The sequence below is a fragment of the Sporacetigenium mesophilum DSM 16796 genome (assembly GCF_059569055.1).
The window spans coordinates 17,837-34,469 of sequence record NZ_JCANUR010000015.1 but is presented as its reverse complement, the minus strand read 5'-3'; the positions used below and the strand labels follow the sequence as shown (position 1 = coordinate 34,469).

At 29.6% G+C, this 16,633-nt stretch carries 18 protein-coding genes; 14 read left to right on the top strand and 4 right to left on the bottom strand.

The window, feature by feature from the left end; genetic code table 11:
• Positions 1–169 precede the first annotated feature (169 nt).
• From pepT to BS62_RS11635, 4 genes are all read right to left on the bottom strand, one after another.
• Entirely contained in the window at positions 170–1,396 is a 1,227-nt protein-coding gene (pepT, locus tag BS62_RS11650; RefSeq protein WP_496491454.1) for a peptidase T, read from the bottom strand.
• A 29-nt stretch (positions 1,397–1,425) separates the two neighbouring features.
• Positions 1,426–2,475: a sporulation integral membrane protein YtvI gene (gene ytvI, locus BS62_RS11645; protein ID WP_496491453.1), complete on the bottom strand. Its 1,050-nt coding sequence runs from the start codon at positions 2,473–2,475 to the stop codon at positions 1,426–1,428.
• A 65-nt stretch (positions 2,476–2,540) separates the two neighbouring features.
• Positions 2,541–3,788: an HlyC/CorC family transporter gene (locus BS62_RS11640; RefSeq protein ID WP_496491452.1), complete on the bottom strand. Its 1,248-nt coding sequence runs from the start codon at positions 3,786–3,788 to the stop codon at positions 2,541–2,543.
• 167 nt (positions 3,789–3,955) lie between these two features.
• A complete protein-coding gene (locus tag BS62_RS11635; RefSeq protein ID WP_496491451.1) occupies positions 3,956–6,631 on the bottom strand; it encodes a calcium-translocating P-type ATPase, PMCA-type in 2,676 nt (891 codons plus the stop codon).
• A gap of 399 nt (positions 6,632–7,030) precedes the next feature.
• Here BS62_RS11635 and BS62_RS11630 point away from each other — a divergent pair, with 399 nt between their 5' ends.
• The 14 genes from BS62_RS11630 (at position 7,031) to BS62_RS11565 (ending at position 16,617) form a co-directional block, all read left to right on the top strand.
• Complete coding sequence (locus BS62_RS11630) at positions 7,031–7,702, top strand: ferredoxin-like domain-containing protein (RefSeq protein WP_496491450.1); 672 nt, start codon at positions 7,031–7,033, stop codon at positions 7,700–7,702.
• 182 nt (positions 7,703–7,884) lie between these two features.
• Positions 7,885–8,508 (top strand): hypothetical protein, encoded by a 624-nt coding sequence (locus tag BS62_RS11625; RefSeq protein WP_496491449.1) that lies wholly within the window; start codon positions 7,885–7,887, stop codon positions 8,506–8,508.
• Between the two features lie 146 nt (positions 8,509–8,654).
• Positions 8,655–9,284, top strand: coding sequence for a hypothetical protein (locus BS62_RS11620; protein ID WP_496491448.1), 630 nt, complete (start codon positions 8,655–8,657; stop codon positions 9,282–9,284).
• Positions 9,285–9,442: 158 nt separating this feature from the next.
• Positions 9,443–9,922 (top strand): hypothetical protein, encoded by a 480-nt coding sequence (locus BS62_RS11615; protein WP_496491447.1) that lies wholly within the window; start codon positions 9,443–9,445, stop codon positions 9,920–9,922.
• Positions 9,915–10,088 carry a hypothetical protein gene (locus BS62_RS11610; protein ID WP_496491446.1) on the top strand — a complete coding sequence of 58 codons (174 nt, stop codon included), beginning with the start codon at positions 9,915–9,917 and terminating at the stop codon, positions 10,086–10,088. Before BS62_RS11615 ends, BS62_RS11610 begins: the two co-directional genes overlap by 8 nt.
• A 160-nt stretch (positions 10,089–10,248) precedes the next feature.
• On the top strand, positions 10,249–11,157 hold the full coding sequence (locus BS62_RS11605) for a hypothetical protein (RefSeq protein ID WP_496491445.1): 909 nt from the start codon (positions 10,249–10,251) through the stop codon (positions 11,155–11,157).
• A 142-nt stretch (positions 11,158–11,299) separates the two neighbouring features.
• On the top strand, positions 11,300–11,644 hold the full coding sequence (locus tag BS62_RS11600; RefSeq protein WP_496491444.1) for a hypothetical protein: 345 nt from the start codon (positions 11,300–11,302) through the stop codon (positions 11,642–11,644).
• Positions 11,645–11,842: 198 nt separating this feature from the next.
• On the top strand, positions 11,843–12,472 hold the full coding sequence (locus BS62_RS11595) for a hypothetical protein (RefSeq protein ID WP_496491443.1): 630 nt from the start codon (positions 11,843–11,845) through the stop codon (positions 12,470–12,472).
• Positions 12,473–12,531: 59 nt separating this feature from the next.
• Positions 12,532–12,834 (top strand): hypothetical protein, encoded by a 303-nt coding sequence (locus BS62_RS11590; protein ID WP_496491442.1) that lies wholly within the window; start codon positions 12,532–12,534, stop codon positions 12,832–12,834.
• Positions 12,835–12,852: 18 nt separating this feature from the next.
• Entirely contained in the window at positions 12,853–13,599 is a 747-nt protein-coding gene (locus tag BS62_RS11585) for a hypothetical protein (protein WP_496491441.1), read from the top strand.
• 101 nt (positions 13,600–13,700) lie between these two features.
• Positions 13,701–14,432 (top strand): hypothetical protein, encoded by a 732-nt coding sequence (locus BS62_RS11580; protein WP_496491440.1) that lies wholly within the window; start codon positions 13,701–13,703, stop codon positions 14,430–14,432.
• A 248-nt stretch (positions 14,433–14,680) separates the two neighbouring features.
• A complete protein-coding gene (locus BS62_RS11575; protein WP_496491439.1) occupies positions 14,681–15,259 on the top strand; it encodes a hypothetical protein in 579 nt (192 codons plus the stop codon).
• 170 nt (positions 15,260–15,429) lie between these two features.
• Positions 15,430–15,864, top strand: a complete 435-nt coding sequence (locus tag BS62_RS11570; RefSeq protein WP_496491438.1) for a YmaF family protein — start codon at positions 15,430–15,432, stop codon at positions 15,862–15,864.
• A 156-nt stretch (positions 15,865–16,020) separates the two neighbouring features.
• Positions 16,021–16,617, top strand: coding sequence for a hypothetical protein (locus BS62_RS11565; protein ID WP_496491437.1), 597 nt, complete (start codon positions 16,021–16,023; stop codon positions 16,615–16,617).
• The last annotated feature ends 16 nt before the right edge of the window (positions 16,618–16,633 follow it).

Sequence of the window (16,633 nt, the reverse complement as noted above, 5' to 3'; positions counted from 1 at the left end):
ATTTTTCAAAAAATTCGCTACACTCATATCGCCAACGATCTTGAGGAGCAGATACGTTGCTCAAGTTTATAAGTTGGAAACCATAACTTATCCATAGACCGGATAAATTATAGTTTCCTTATAATTAAAAATATCCTAGAGATATTTTCTCTAGGATATTTTTGCTTTATTATCTTTGTGTATATTTTTGTGCTATTTTAACTATTAATTCAGTAGCTTTTTCCATATATGTTACTGGTATGTATTCGTATTTACTATGGAAGTTAATTCCACCTGCAAATATGTTTGGACAAGGTAATCCCATAAAAGATAATCTTGCTCCATCAGTACCGCCTCTTATAGGTTTTATATTTGGAACTATACCTACTTCTTCCATGGCTTCCCTAGCTATATCAACAACAAATTTAACTGGCTCAACTTGTTTTACCATGTTGTAGTACTGATCTTTTAAATTTAATTCTATTCTCTCATCACCATATTTGTCTTTCATCTTACTTATAACTTCATTTACATAAGCTTTTCTTTCTTCAAACTTTTTCATATCAAAGTCTCTTATTATATAAACCATAGTACATTTTTCAACATTACCATTTAAGTCATTTAAATGATAGAATCCTTCATATCCTGATGTAGTTTCTGGTCTTTCACTTACTGGGAACATTTCTGATAATTCAGCTGCTATATGTAGTGCATTAACCATTTTACCTTTAGCATATCCTGGATGTACATTTGTACCATTTACAGTTATAACTGCAGATGCTGCATTGAAGTTTTCATATTCTAATTCGCCTATTGTGCTTCCATCCATAGTATATGCATATTTAGCGCCAAATTTTTCAACATCAAATTTGTCAGCACCTCTACCTATTTCTTCATCTGGAGTAAATCCTATTCTTATGTCTCCATGTTTTATTTCTGGATTATTTATTAAATATTCTATAGCAGTAATTATTTCAGCTATACCAGCTTTGTCATCTGCTCCAAGTAATGTCGTTCCATCAGTAGTTATTAAATCTTCTCCTACGAAATTTAATAACTCAGAAGAATCCTTAGTTGATAGTACAATATTTAATTCTTTGTTTAATACTATATCTTTTCCATCATAATTTTCTATAATTTGAGGTTTTACGTTTTCACCACTCATGTCTGGTGCTGTATCTAAGTGAGCTACAAATCCTATAGTATCTACACCTTCTACATTCCCTTTTAATGTAGCAAATAAGTATCCATTTTCATCAACAGATGCATCATCTAATCCTAATATTCTTAGTTCTTCTTCTAAATACTTTGCAAACACTATTTGTCCAAGACTTGAAGGACAAGTTTCAGAACTTGGATTTGCAGTTGTATCAAAAGTCACATATCTTAAAAATCTCTCTACAACTTTGCTTCTCATAATTTTATCTCCCTCTCTTTTGATATTTGTTATAGTATGCCTGATTTTTTTAAAATTTGATGCATACCTACTAAACCTAAAAAGTAAAATATTCCTAGTACTCCATAAACCTGAACACCTATAAATATAGCTGCTAAACTTGCAAGTGGAGCAATTCCTACATTCATAGAAACAAGTTTAGGTTCTAGTATTTGCCTAGATATGGAAAGCACTGCAAACAATATTATAACAGATATTGATAAAAAATAATCATTAATTATTAAATAATAAGCTATCACCGGAACATATATAATTACTAATCCCAAAAATGGTATAAGGTCAAGTGATGCACCTATAATGCCTAATATAAATCCATAAGGAACTCCAAGAGCTGTAAATCCTATCCATGTAGCCAAAAATGTAATTCCCATTAATATTGAATAGGCTTTTATATAACCTAGAGTTGTTACTCCTATCTCATGTTTTATATTCTTTACCTTAGGTCTAAACTGAGGTGAAAACATATTATAAAACCAATCTTCTATATCATCTGTATCTTTAGCTATAAAATATGTAGATACAAATATTGTTATAGTATAGACTGCTATATAAGGTATGGACACTACTAAAGCTAATATTCCCTCTAGAAAATTCCTAGCAAAATTAACTATATTATTGCTATACTTAGTAATTGTGCTTTCTAGACTAAAACTTCCTATATCTTGCACATATCCTATATAAATATTGGCTTGATTTATCAATCTCATAATATTGTTATATAATTCATTAGAGTCTAAAGATAAAGCACTTATTATATACAGTGTTTGTTTTATTCCATTAACTATAAATATCGTAAATAAAGCTAATAGTATTATTACAGATAAAAAACTCAAAATTAAGGTAGATAGTCCCTTATCTATGTTATATCTTTCTTTTAATCTTTTAGATATAGGCTTTATAAAGAAGGCTATTACACCGCCTATAATAAATGGGGCAACATATGGAAATGTGGCATATATTGCTATAAAAATTAAGGTATATATCCCAAAATATATAGCATTGTTTTTGAGTTTATTCAAAAAAATCTTATCTAAAACCATTACATACACCCCTTTTTATTATGCCTTTTTCTAAAAAATATAAAACACTGCATTTTTGCAGCGCTTTATGTGTGTATTCTGATTTTTTTTATTCTATTTTTGTCTATGCTTTCTATGCAAAATTTTATTTGATCAACTTCTATAACTTCATCTTCTTCTGGCAATCTACCTAGATGACCTATAATAAATCCACCTATTGAATCAAATTCTTCTGATTCTAATTTGGTACCTATCATTTCATTTACATCAGCTATCTTTGTACTTCCTTCTACTATATATTCATCTTCTTTTATTACTACTATCTCTGCTTCCTCTTCATCGTATTCATCTTCTATTTCTCCAACTATTTCTTCAACTAAATCTTCCATAGTAACTATTCCTGCAGTTCCACCATATTCGTCTAAAACTACTGCCATTTGAACTTTTTCTTTTTTCATTTCTTCAAATAACTCAGTAATTTTTTTAAATTCATATGTGTAGAAAGGTTCTCTCATGTAATTTTTTATATCAAAATTCTTAACTTCTTCATCTCTTAAGAAAACTACATCTTTTATATTTACTATACCTATTATATCGTCTATAGTTTCTTCATAAACAGGCATACGTGTAAATTGTTCTGCTTTAAAAGTATCTATTATTTCTTCAAAACTATCTTCAACATTAATAGCTACTATATCCATTCTTTGAACAATGGCTTCTTTAGCTTGCATATCTCCAAATTCAAAAACATTGTTTATAATTATTCTTTCTTCTTTTTCTAGTAACCCTTCTTCATGGCTTACATTTACCATAGTCTTTAATTCTTCTTCAGTTATATACGGCTGAATTTTACTAGAATCTATTCCAATTATTTTAAATATAACTTTAGTTATTATATTAAATATCATAACTACAGGAGTTAGTATCATTATAATAAATTTAATAGGCTTAGCTACTTTTAAAGCTACACCTTCCGATTTTTGTGCAGCTATGGTTTTAGGAGTTATCTCTCCAAAAATAAGAACAAGTACAGTCATAACTCCAGTTGCAATAGCCACCCCTTCATTTCCAAATATACTTATAAATAAAGATGTAGCAAGAGATGACGCACCTATATTTACAACGTTATTACCAACTAATATAGAACTTAATAACTTACTTGAATCGGAAACTACATTTGATACCGTCTTAGATCCTTTTACCCCTTCATCTACCATATGTCTTAATCTTATTTTACTTAATGACATAAGTGCTGTTTCTGAAGCTGAGAAAAATGCTGAGAACATAAGAAGTACTATTAATATTATGACTTGTATAACAATTGCCGAATCCAAAATCTATCACGCCCCTAATTTCTAATTAATATTGTATAAAAATTATATTTCTGTTAAATTCATCATACTTTATTATTACCATAATTTCTAAATATTATGGCATAAGTATTCACTTGAATAAAAAAATTGGCTACTAATTAATATTAGCAGCCAATAAGAATTTAAATTTATTCTTTTCTCATACCTTTAGTTATAGCTTTTTCTATTTCAACTACAATAACTATTGAGAATGCTAATCCTAGAACTGTTAACCATTGGTTAGTGTTTAACATAACTATACCAAATAAGTCTCTTATTCCTGGGAATAAAGTACATAATTGTATTATCCCAGATACTAAAAATGCTCCCCATATATATTTATTTCTAAATAAACCTACTTTAAATATAGAGTTTCTATCTGAACGAGCATCAAATGCGTGGAATAACTGTGTAAACGCAAGTGTCATAAATGCCATTGTGCTTCCTACTGTATGGTTTACTTGTACACCTATATAATAAGCTACAAAAGTTGCTATACCTACATATATACCTTGATACGTTATTCTAATTCCTAATCCATCACTAAATATTGAAGCTTTAGGATCTCTTGGTTTTCTATCCATTACATCAGGCTCTGCAGGCTCAAGTCCAAGAGCTATTGCTAGTAATGAGTCTGTAACTAAGTTTACCCATAGTATTTGAGTTGCACTAAGAGGCATATAGTCCGCTGTGCTTGCAAATATAAATGGTCCAAGTAAAGACGCCAATAATATAGTAATTATCTCACCTATATTACAACTTAATAAGAAGTGAGTAGCTTTTTTAATGTTAGCAAATATACTTCTACCTTCTTCAACAGCTGAAACTATAGTTGCAAAGTTATCATCAGTTAATATCATATCTGAAGCGCCCTTTGAAACTTCTGTTCCAGTTATACCCATCGCAACACCTATATCAGCAGTTTTAAGTGCAGGTGCATCATTTACACCATCACCTGTCATTGCAACTATATTTCCATTTGCTTGCCATGCTTTAACTATTTTAACTTTATGCTCAGGTGCAACCCTTGCATATACAGAGTAATTTTTTACAGTTTTTGCTAGCTCTTCATCACTTATTTTAGCAAGTTCAGCCCCTGTCATAGCTTGATTTTCATTTTCTATTATTCCTAAATCCTTAGCTATTGCAATAGCAGTATTCTTGTGGTCTCCAGTTATCATAACTGTTTTTATACCAGCATTCTTTGCTACTTTTATAGCATCCTTCGCTTCTTCTCTTGGTGGGTCTATCATTCCATATAACCCTAAGAATATTAAGTCGTTTTCTAATTCATTGCTATTTGGGTTATTTGGAACTTCATTTAATTCTTTATATCCAACAGCTAATACTCTAAGTGCACTATTTGCCATTTCTGCATTTGATGCATTAATATTTTCTATATCTTTATCATTTATATCACGAACGCTACCATTTACATATATCTTATTACATCTAGCTACTAATATATCTGGTGCTCCTTTAGTTATAGATACATATTTTCCTCTTAGATTGTTTACAGTAGTCATTAATTTTCTTTCTGAGTCAAATGGTATCTCTGCTTTTCTGTCATATTCATTTATTATATCTATAGGATTGTATTTAACTTGTAGAGCTAAATCTACTAATGCTATTTCAGTTGGATCACCTATTTTTGTAAATGTTCCATCAGTTTCCTTATTTACCTTAGTATCATTACATAATACTCCATAATCTATAAGCATTTTAGTTGTATTGTCTGAGTTGTTTATATTCTCAACATTAGTTATAAATCCATCAGTATAAACTTTTTTTACTGTCATTTTGTTTTGTGTCAAAGTACCTGTTTTATCTGAACATATAACACTAGCTGAACCTAGTGTTTCAACAGCTGGCAGCTTTCTCATTATTGCATTACGCTTAACCATCTTTTGCATACCAAGTGCTAATACTATTGTAACTATAGCAGGTAATCCTTCAGGAATCGCTGCAACAGCTAAACTAACAGCAGTCATAAATAGTTCAAGTATAACTTCTCCATTTATTTCTCCTGCTTCAAATAATCCAATAGCAAATATTACGGCACATATAGCAAGTGCTACTACAGCTAGAGTTTTTCCTAATTGTTCAAGCTTTCTTTGTAGTGGTGTTTGAGTAGATTCGGCATTGTTTATCATATCAGCTATTTTACCTATTTCAGTATTCATACCTGTTTCTACAACTATACCTGTTCCTCTACCATAGGTAATTACACTACCCATGAAAGCCATGTTAGTTCTATCACCAATTCCAAGACCTTCATCATCAAGTTTATGTGTTATTTTCTCAACTGGTACTGACTCCCCTGTTAGTGAAGATTCTTCAACTTTTAAGTTAAATGAGTCCACTATTCTTATATCCGCTGGTATATAGTCTCCAGTATCTATAACTACTACATCTCCTGGAACTACTTGCTCAACGCTTACAATTCTTTGAACTCCATCTCTAATTACCTTTGCATTTGGAGATGACATCTTCTTAATAGCATCTAGAGATTTTTCTGCTTTACTTTCTTGAATAACTCCAAGTAATGCATTAAGTAAAACTATAGCTACTATTATTATAGCTTCTTCCCACTCACCCAGCGCTAATGATATACCACTTGCTATTATAAGCACTATAACCATAAAGTCTTTTAGTTGTTCAAAGAATCTTTGTAACATACTTTTGGTTTTTCCTTCAGCTAGCTTATTCTCTCCGTACTCACTTAGTCTTTTTTCGAAGTCCTCACCAGATAAACCGGCTTTGGTATCTACCTTCAGCTCACTGGCTACTTCTTCTACTTTCTTTGCATGCCATATTTTTTTCACTAAACTACACCCTTTCCTTTAATTTAAAAGGTCTTGCTTCAAGAATATCTCTATTATTGCCAATTAATTAACTTTAATAAACATAAAAAGACCTTAGGAATATATAACATGAATAAAGTATATATTCCTAAGGTCTTGCTACCAAGAAAATTCTTGTTAATCAACCGAGTGCGATGCACTGAGATGACGATTGATTACCACTTATGTGTAAGCTACTCCCCTTTTATTAAGTTGTTTTAAAAATAGTTTATATTATATTATATTCGTATTGTGTAAATAATGTCAACTTATTTTTATTTTGTTTAATATTATTAATTTTAGTAAATAATATACTTTGTATTTAATAAAAAATTCTCTACCCTCAAAAATTTAATTGTTTACATAAAAGGAGGTAATATTATGCCAGATTTATTAGACAAAGGTGCCGTATTACAAAGAGACAAAGAAAGTTATGCAATAGCCCCACACTTGCCAGGTGGACTTGTAACTTCTGCTCAACTTAGAAAATTAGCTGATGTGGCTGATAAATACGGTGCACAGGCTATGAAGTTAACTAGTTCACAGCGTATAGCTATGGTAGGTTTCAAAGAAGAAAATTTAGATGAGATATGGAAAGAACTTGATATGAAACCAGGTGCTGCTGTAGGATTATGTGTAAGAAGTGTTAAGTTTTGTCCAGGAACTACATTCTGTAAACGTGGACAACAAGATGCAGTTAGCATGGGACTTAAGTTTGATGATGCATTCCATGGAAGAAACCTTCCTAATAAGTTAAAAATAGGAGTTAGTGGATGCGCCAACTCTTGTTCAGAAAACCACTTTAGAGATATAGGTCTTATGGGAACTCCAAAAGGTTGGACTGTAACTGTAGGAGGAAAAGGTGGCATTAAGCCTAGAATAGGCGATGTATTATTAAATAATGTTGATGATGAAGATGTATATCCATTAGCCGAAGAAATAGTTAAAGTTTATGAACAAAATACTCATAAACATGAAAGACTAGGAGCTTATATAGACAGAGTTGGTATTGAAGAATTTAAAAAACAAGTTAATATAGAAAAATTTATGTAATAACCTATCACCGTATAAAATTATACGGTGATTTTTTACTTGTAATAATTGTCTCTTCCTAATATGCAAATATATTGTAAGAAATTATATTTTTTTGCACTCTTCTTTCCTTGTCCACATATATTGATATTAGAAGGAGGACAAACCTTCTATATTAATTTAAGGAGTGTGCATTTTAAGATATGTCAATTGAAAATATACTTTCTCAAATGCAAGAACTTACAAAACAACTGGGTATAGAAATAAAAGGTCCTATATCTACTCAACAAGATGAGCTAGTTATTGGCTGCAGTAATATAGAATTTTTAACATCCGCTGTAATTAACTTAACAGAAGCTGTTATATCTTTTGTAAATTCTTTAATATTACAAGAAGAATCTAGAGTATCTCCAAACCTCTCTTATTTAGCTCAACTAGAAAGATTAAGATGTATATTAGAATTACTACTATCTAGATTAGAATCATTACCTTGTAATGAAAGATGTCCAGAGTTGCTAGAAGAATTATACTGTATATTAGTTAAGTTATACAGTGTAATAGATTCAATATTCCTTTTATTAATTGTTTCAGTTGAATTTAGAGATGCTTCTGTATTCTTTGAATGCTACTTGTGTGACTTAATAGGAAAAATAACTGATCTTGAAAATTTAGTAAAGGAGTTAGTTTGCATAATAATAGCATTAATATCATGTGAAACAGATACTTGTACACCTTGCTATGTAGCAACTAATTTTGCTAAAAGACCTAGACCTTCTATAAATATCTCTTTAAACCAAAAGAAATCTAATTGTAATTGTAAGAAGTAATGACTAAAATACAGAGGTGAACTTATCACCTCTGTATTTTAGTTATTACTGATTTATTTTTATATACCTCTTGTATCATTATTTCTTATTAATTCATATGCTTATATTGAAGGGAAAAATATTAAATTAATAGGGGGAACTTTTAAATGAGTGATGATTCAAGAAAAAATTGTGATTGGTGTGATTCAGGTAAAGAAAAAGATATATTTTGTGAACATGATAAGTGTAAAAAATGTGACGATGATTGTTGCTGTGATATAGATACATTGAGAAAAATATTAAAAATATTGCAAGAAGCAGATATCATAGTAGCTATAGCTACTAAAGCCGATATTTTTGGAGAGTTTATTATTGATATAGCAAATGATGTAGTATTTATTTCTAATGCTGCAAATGCTAACCCTACTGAATTTGTTCCACTATGTAATATAGTTAGAGTTTTTGCTGAAGTTGATGGTCTTGAAGATAACGTACGCCAAGAACTTATGGATAAAATAGAAGACCTTATACGATCTACGTGCAACCTAAATAGATGTTGTTGCACCGATGGACTAGCAGATACAATCAATGATATAAGAAAATTTAATTCTAATAACTTATTATGTTTTAATTTAGATACTAATGTTGATTTTGCAATAAATCCAGATAACTGTTTTGAAATAGGTAACATAGTAAAGGCTAATGCTGATGTAGTATTTGCTATATTTGAAGATAACTTTTTTATATACCCTACTTGTGCAATAGACTCTATGCATCTAGAGGTTCCAGTTCCTTAATATTTGTAAATAATTTAAAGTAATACAATCAATCACCGTATAAATTTATATGGTGATTTTTTTTATAGCCTGTATCATTACTTCTTACTAATTCATAGCTTATATAAAGGGACAAATATCTCTTAAAATATCAATAAATTAATAGGAGGAACTGTTAAATGGGTAGAAGTTCAAGAAAAAAATCTAACTGGTGTGATTCCGATAAATGTAATAAAAAAGATAAGTGGGATAAATGTGATAAATGCGATAAATGTAATGAAAAAGACAAGTGGGACAAATGTGCTAAATGCGATAAATGTAATGAAAAAGATAAGTGGGACAAATGTGCTAAATGCGATAAATGTAATGAAAAAGATAAGTGCGATAAGTGTGTTAAATGTAATGAAAAAGATAAGTGCGATAAATGTGTTAAGTGTAATAAAGATTGTCACTGTATATGTAAGTCATGCACTAAAGTAGTTTTTGCAGATATAAATATATGTCCTTTTAAAAATAAATGTAAAAAAGAAAATAAAGATAAACATCCAAAGCCTCATAAACATCCAAAACCTAAAAAACATCCAAAGCCTGATAAAGATAAGGATAAAGACAAATCTTGTGATTCAGTGAGTAATGATAAAAATAAAAATTGTGACTAAGTTAATAACGATAGTCAAAAATATAAAAAATGAAGATAATTGCTTCAAGATAGATGATATAGTAAAAGCCAATGATGATGTGGTATTTGCTATATTTGAAGATAACTTTTTTATATTCCCTACTTGTGCAATAAACTATCTGCACTTAGAGTTTCCAGTTCCTTAATACTTGTAAAAAATCTAAAGGAGCAAAATCAATCACCGTATAGAATTATACGGTGATGTTTATCTATAGTCTGTATCATTGTATCTTATTAATTCATATATCTGATTATAGAAGAAAAAATTCCTTAATAGAGATATGAATTATGGGAGAAAATTGTTAAATGGGTGAAGGTTTAAGAACAAACTATAACTGGTGTAGTTCAGATACGTGTAAACAAATTTATAATTATAATAAAGATTGTCACTGTGAATCAAATTCGTGCACACACAAAATATGTTATCAAAATAAAAACATATGGCCTTTTAAAAATAAATGCAAAGAACAAGATAAAGATAAAGATAAAGATAAAGGTTGTGATTCAGTGAATGAAGAGAAAGTCAATTATTCTAATTTAATAAATAAAGCTTGTTGCTGTGATACAAGCACATTAAGAACAATATTAGAATTTTTTAGAGCAGCGGCAGAAACAGATATAAAGGTGTCTATAGTTACTAAAACAGATAAGTTCACAGGATATATTTTTGATTTAACAGAAGACATATTATATATTTCTCCAGAAAAAAATTCTAAGCCTCATGAATTTATTCCAATATGCAATATAGTTGCAGTATTTGCAGATAAAATTGTACCAAAACCATTATGCCATAAACTTAAAGAAAAAATAGAATACCTTATGAATTCGACTTGCGACTCAACTCCATGTTGTTGCGCAAATGAAATGGCTAATGTAATAAGTTCTATTAGAAGATTTAATGATTCTAAAACTCATTTATGCTTTAATTTAGATACTCTATTTACTATATCTTCTGGATTCTTCTGTATTAATATAGGTGATATAGCAAAAGTTAATAAAGATGTTATATTCATTATTAATGAAAATAATTATAGTATAATTGTTACTTGTGCAATAACCTCTGTTTCCCTGTGTAAAGCTAAATCTTCTAATGATTCTACATCTTCAGAAGGAAACTCCACACAAGTTCAAGAATCTAATAATTCTGAGATTTCAGAAGAAGAAAACTCTACACAAGCTCAAAAATCTAGCGATTCTGAGGTTTCAGAAGAATGACTAATATTAAGAAGCTGTATAAGGTATCTTGTACAGCTTTTTTTATGATTTACGTAACATTACGTTCTACTGATTCATATATTTAAGTGTAGGGATAAACATCTCTTCGATAAATCCATAAATTACTGGGAGGAATTGTTAAATGATAAAAAATCTAAGAGGACCTGGAAAACATCATGGACCGCACTTAAAACCTCATGAAAAACATAAAAAAGAGCAAGAAGAAAAACAAAAACAAAAAGATGCAGAAAATAGTTCTGAAAATAGTACAGAATCTAGTTCTGAAAACAGCACAGAATCTAACTCTGAAAACAGCACAGAATCTAGCTCTGAAAACATCACAGAATCTAGCTCTGAAAGTAGCGTAGAAAAAGAAGAAAGTAAAGAAGAAAGTAAAGAAGAATCTAAAAATGAAGATAAAAATAAAGATAATAAAAAAGATAATAAAAAAGATAATAAAAAAGGAGATAAAAATAAAGATAAATAACTTAATATAGTTTTAAAAATAGCTGTATAAAATCCCTTATACAGCTATTTTTTATTATGACTGCCTGTACTTATAAGTTTTCAAATATTTAATTTATATATTTTTTATTTTTTGTGTCAATTTTGTCTTGTCCTCATATATTGATATCAGAAGGAATATAACCTTCTAAAAAATTAAATTATTGGGAGTGTTTTGAATATGGAAAAAAATATGATGAGACAAGGATGTTTAAATGATTTTATTGACGATATACAAGATTTTTTAGCTGCTTTACCTGCTGATCCTCCAGCTGGTGGTTTATGTACAATAGTAACTACAGAAGCTACAGAAGCATTAGCAGATTTACTTGATGGTCTTGCAAATTGTATATTAGATGAATTCCCTGCAGGTAACACTGCTCTTCCACTTGGATTTAGAGCTCAAATAGAAAGATTAGTTTGTATAATAAGACTTTTAGCTAACAGAGTAAGAGCTATAACTTGCCCTGACGCTGCTGACTGTTTAGAAATATTAAATGAAGTATTATGTGTATTAGTAGAAGCATTAGCTATCCTAATAGGCATAGTTATAAAACTTATAGTATTATTATCATTCTTAGGCGACGACGACAACTTCTTTGAATGTCTAGTATGTAGCTTAATAGGAGAAATAACTTGTTTAGAAGAATCTGTAAGAGATTTATCTTGCTTAATAATAGCGTTAATATCTTGTGATATTGAAGAATGTACACCTTGCTTCGTTCCAACTGCTGCTGGCAAAAGACCTAGAGTAAACATCAACAAGAATGTTTGTAACTCTAAGAATGAATGTAGCTGCAAGAAACACTAGTAATCTAAATAAAAGTCCCTGTTAATCAGGGGCTTTTTGTAAATAAAGGATGTGGCACTATGATTTCTGGTATATGCAAATCCAATTGGTGTCATAGTTGGGAAAATGGATGCTGTGACAAAAAACCAAAATCTTGTTTATCTTCTAACTGCAACTCATTTAAAGATTTAAATGACCATATGATATCATTGATGAAGTCCAAAAGAAAAGTAAAACTACTAATTGAAATTTGCAAAACTACTAAAGTAATTCAAGGAACAATATGTACAGTAACTGATAATACAATATTTATCATTGATGATAAATGTGTCGTACCTACGGCAATATCAATAGCTAGTATAAAACATGTAATTCCTTTATAAAAATATAGGAGGTGTAATATGCCATTACAAGATAACCTTAAAGTGGTTGTTAGTGACTTAATGGAAATAAGGTTAAATTTAAGTATGAGTAGCTTAAATTCAAATAAAAGCGAAGAATTAAACTTCATAGAGAGTGTTGTATCAGATTTTGTAGGTGATTCATCTAGAGATTTTTCTAATTGCAACGTTAATAAAGGTTTACATCTACTAGATTTTCTAATAGCCATTATATGTGACACAGATTTAACTTGCTGTAAAAATAATTTCGCTTATTTAGCTCAAAGACAAAGATTATGCTGTATATTAAAAAATTTCAAAAAATTCCTTTGTCAATTAAAGTGCTTTGATTTTGAAAATATAAAATGTGAATTTTTATCTCAGTTACTATGCTTACTTCTACAAATAATAGAAAATTTAATAAGTATAATTTTAGATTTAATAGCGCTAGAAACGTTATGTGCATCATGTAGATTTGAATGTAGAGATGAAACTTTTGAATGTATATTATGTAATTTAATTAAAAATATAAATGACTTAGAAGTTTTAATTAATGAGCTTGCTTGTTTAGTTTTAGAGATAGCATCACAACAAATTATAATCTGTACTACTTGTACTACTAATGTTCATCCTACAAAACATAAAAAATCATGGGACTGTGACCATAATAAATGCTCTTGCGATAAAAATCCTTGTGATTGTGATCATAGTAAATTCTCGCCAAACAAAAAGTACTATTGGCGCGATTCTGATGAACAAGAATTATAAATACAAAAACATCGTTGGTAAATACATATCAACGATGTTAAATGTTATCACAAACTTGTATGACTTTTAATATATTATTAATGAAAGGAGAGATAAATTAAATGGCTAAAAAGTTACCTGATTGGGCTTATGATATTAATACTTGTAGTAAGTGCCATAATTCAATTGGAAATTGTAATTGTCAATCATCGTGTGAACCTATAGATATAAATATAAATGTAAATTGTTGTTGTCCTGAGCCTCCACCTCCAGAGAATATTAATTGTTGTTGCAACGAGGGTATGTCTAAGGTTTTAGACTTTATAAGAACTAATATACAAGATCCAGCAGATCCACAGCACATACCTCAAGTTGATATATTTGGTATAAATTCTAGCCCTTTAGCTGGCAATGCTATAATTTTAGATCCTGATCCAACTGATGTAGGTAACATAGATATAGTTAAGGTAAGAGAGCAATCAGATAATCCTAGTGAATTTAGATATATATCTACATGTGCTATATATTATATAGGAATTAAGCTGAACCCAGAGAGTGATATTAATCTTGATGAAATAATTGAACTAATTAAGGACGAATTTGTTCTTCTAGACAATCCTGACTGTTGTTGTAAAGATACCATAGCTAGAAAATTAGATGAATTAAATGGAACATGTGTTGAATTAGATTTAAATAATCAAACCCCTGAACATAGCGATGTTTCTGGAGAAATTATAGCATCAGATAAAGATGTAGTTTGGTTGGATGATGACCGTTTCCCTCCTAACAACTATGATTTAACAGTTGCCTCTATATGTTATGTATCAATGATAAAACCTGTAGTGTGTCAATAAAACTATAGATTATATCTCGTAAAAAATGCCGTTAATATACTTAGCGGTATTTTTTGTGGAATGTAGCTTTTACTTAGTAGCTATACTTTTCTAGTTAATAGAAATAAATCATTAATATTAATTAATTTATAATAATTAAATTATAATATTTTGTAATTTTTTGTGTCAATTTAACCTTGTCCACATATATTGTATTAGAAGGACAAGAATCCTTCTATCATTTTAATTAATAAAAGGGGATGTTAGTTATGTCTAAAAATTGGGATTGTGAATGTGACCCTTGTTGTCCACATGATGATAATTGTAAAGATAATGTTGCAGAAGGCCAATGTTGCTGCCAAGAAGGTATATTCGAAGCACTACGCTTTTTAAGAAATCAAGATGCAGAAATAGTAATAAGAGGTTTTAGACCTGGTAATCCAGGTATATTAGGAGAAGGAAGAATAGTAGAACTAAATAGAGATATAGTTATTCTTGATGGGGATCCTGAAAGAGTAATATCTTTATGTGCTATATTTCAAATAAGAGTTGATGCAGATGAATTACCTGATGGATTAAATAATGCAGCTTGCGGAAATACAGATACTAACTGCTGTTGTAATCGAGGTTTAAGAAGAAGATTACGAGATAGATTAGGTGAAGAAGTTGTAATAAATTTAGATGATGCAAATGCAAACCTAAATGATACTATTGGTGTTGTTAGATTAGTTTGTGACGATCTAGTATGGATTCAACAATGTGTGGGTGCTCAGAATCCTCCACAATGTAATGGAGATTTTGTTGCAATACCACTATGTAGAATAGCTTGGTTTGAACCTGTGATATAGTATAGGTATTCATAAAGAAGTATTTAGAGCTTATTTATAAGCTCTAAATACTTCTTTTTTTATATTTAGTTATAGAATTTTAGCCGTATTTTTTATGGCATATATTTTGCACTTTATAAATATATTTTATAAGTAATAAAAATATATTTATGTGAAAAGGGGATTTGTTTATGGAAGAAAAAGATTTAACTCTTGAAACTGTAGATCAATGTTGTGGTGAATGTTCTGATGACCGTGCATTTAATCACTCATGTGGTTGCTCATGTGACCAAACTCATGTCCATGAATTTTTAGGTAGCACTAGATTAGCTGAAAGATGTAGCGACAGACATAATCATAGATTTGCTGGAGTTACTAGTGAAAAAATTAATGTATATGTAGATGGATGTAAAACCCATGTACATGATTTTTGTGTAAATACTGATTACTTCAAAGAATATGGTGATAAGTGCGGACATTACCATCAAGTTGTTGGAAGAACAGGTCCTGCTATTCCTGTTTGCGATGGAAAACATGTACACTTTGTAGAAGTACAAACTTCATTTGATGATGGCCATTGCCATAAAGCAGTTTTTGCTACATTAATTGAAAACCCAACTGCATAGATAATACATAAGCCACTATGATTTTAAAATCATAGTGGCTTCATTTTTAAGAAAAAGGATATAACTAGCAGTATGTAACAACTTATCCAATTTCTCATATAATTTAGTATAGAGATTGTTCTCTACGCTAAATTATAATTGGAAGGAGGCTATTAAATGGATGAAAATTCAATAAAATATTATGATTTTTGTGATAGAAATTCTCGGTGTGACAACGGTTCTAGCGTAGAAACATTGAGAAAAATATTACAATTATTTGAAAAAAAAGATATATTAGTGATAGTAGTTGCTAAAAATAAAAGCTTTAGGGGTTATATATATGAGATAACTAAAGATACAGTATATCTTTCTGATAATATGATATCTAAACCTAATGTTTTTATTTCTATATGTAATATAGTTAGACTTAATACTATGAATGCAATTACTGATTCGAACACTATTATGCAACTCAGTGAAAAAATAAGTAACTTTATAAGTTCAGATTGTAGTATAAACCCCTGCAGTTGCATAGACGGCATATCAGAAGTTATAAATTGCTTTAAAGAAACGGATAATGCAGATTTACTTTGTTTTACCCTAGATACTGATATTAATTTTCCAATTTCTAACACCAACTGCTTTACTAGAGCTCAAATAATAAAAGCCAATACTGATATAGTGTTCGCTATTAGAAGCAATAGGATTTTTATATACCCTACTTGTGGAATTTGCTCTTTAGAAATACGTGAAAAATCAGTACAAGCAACTTAATTTTTTATAAAATACT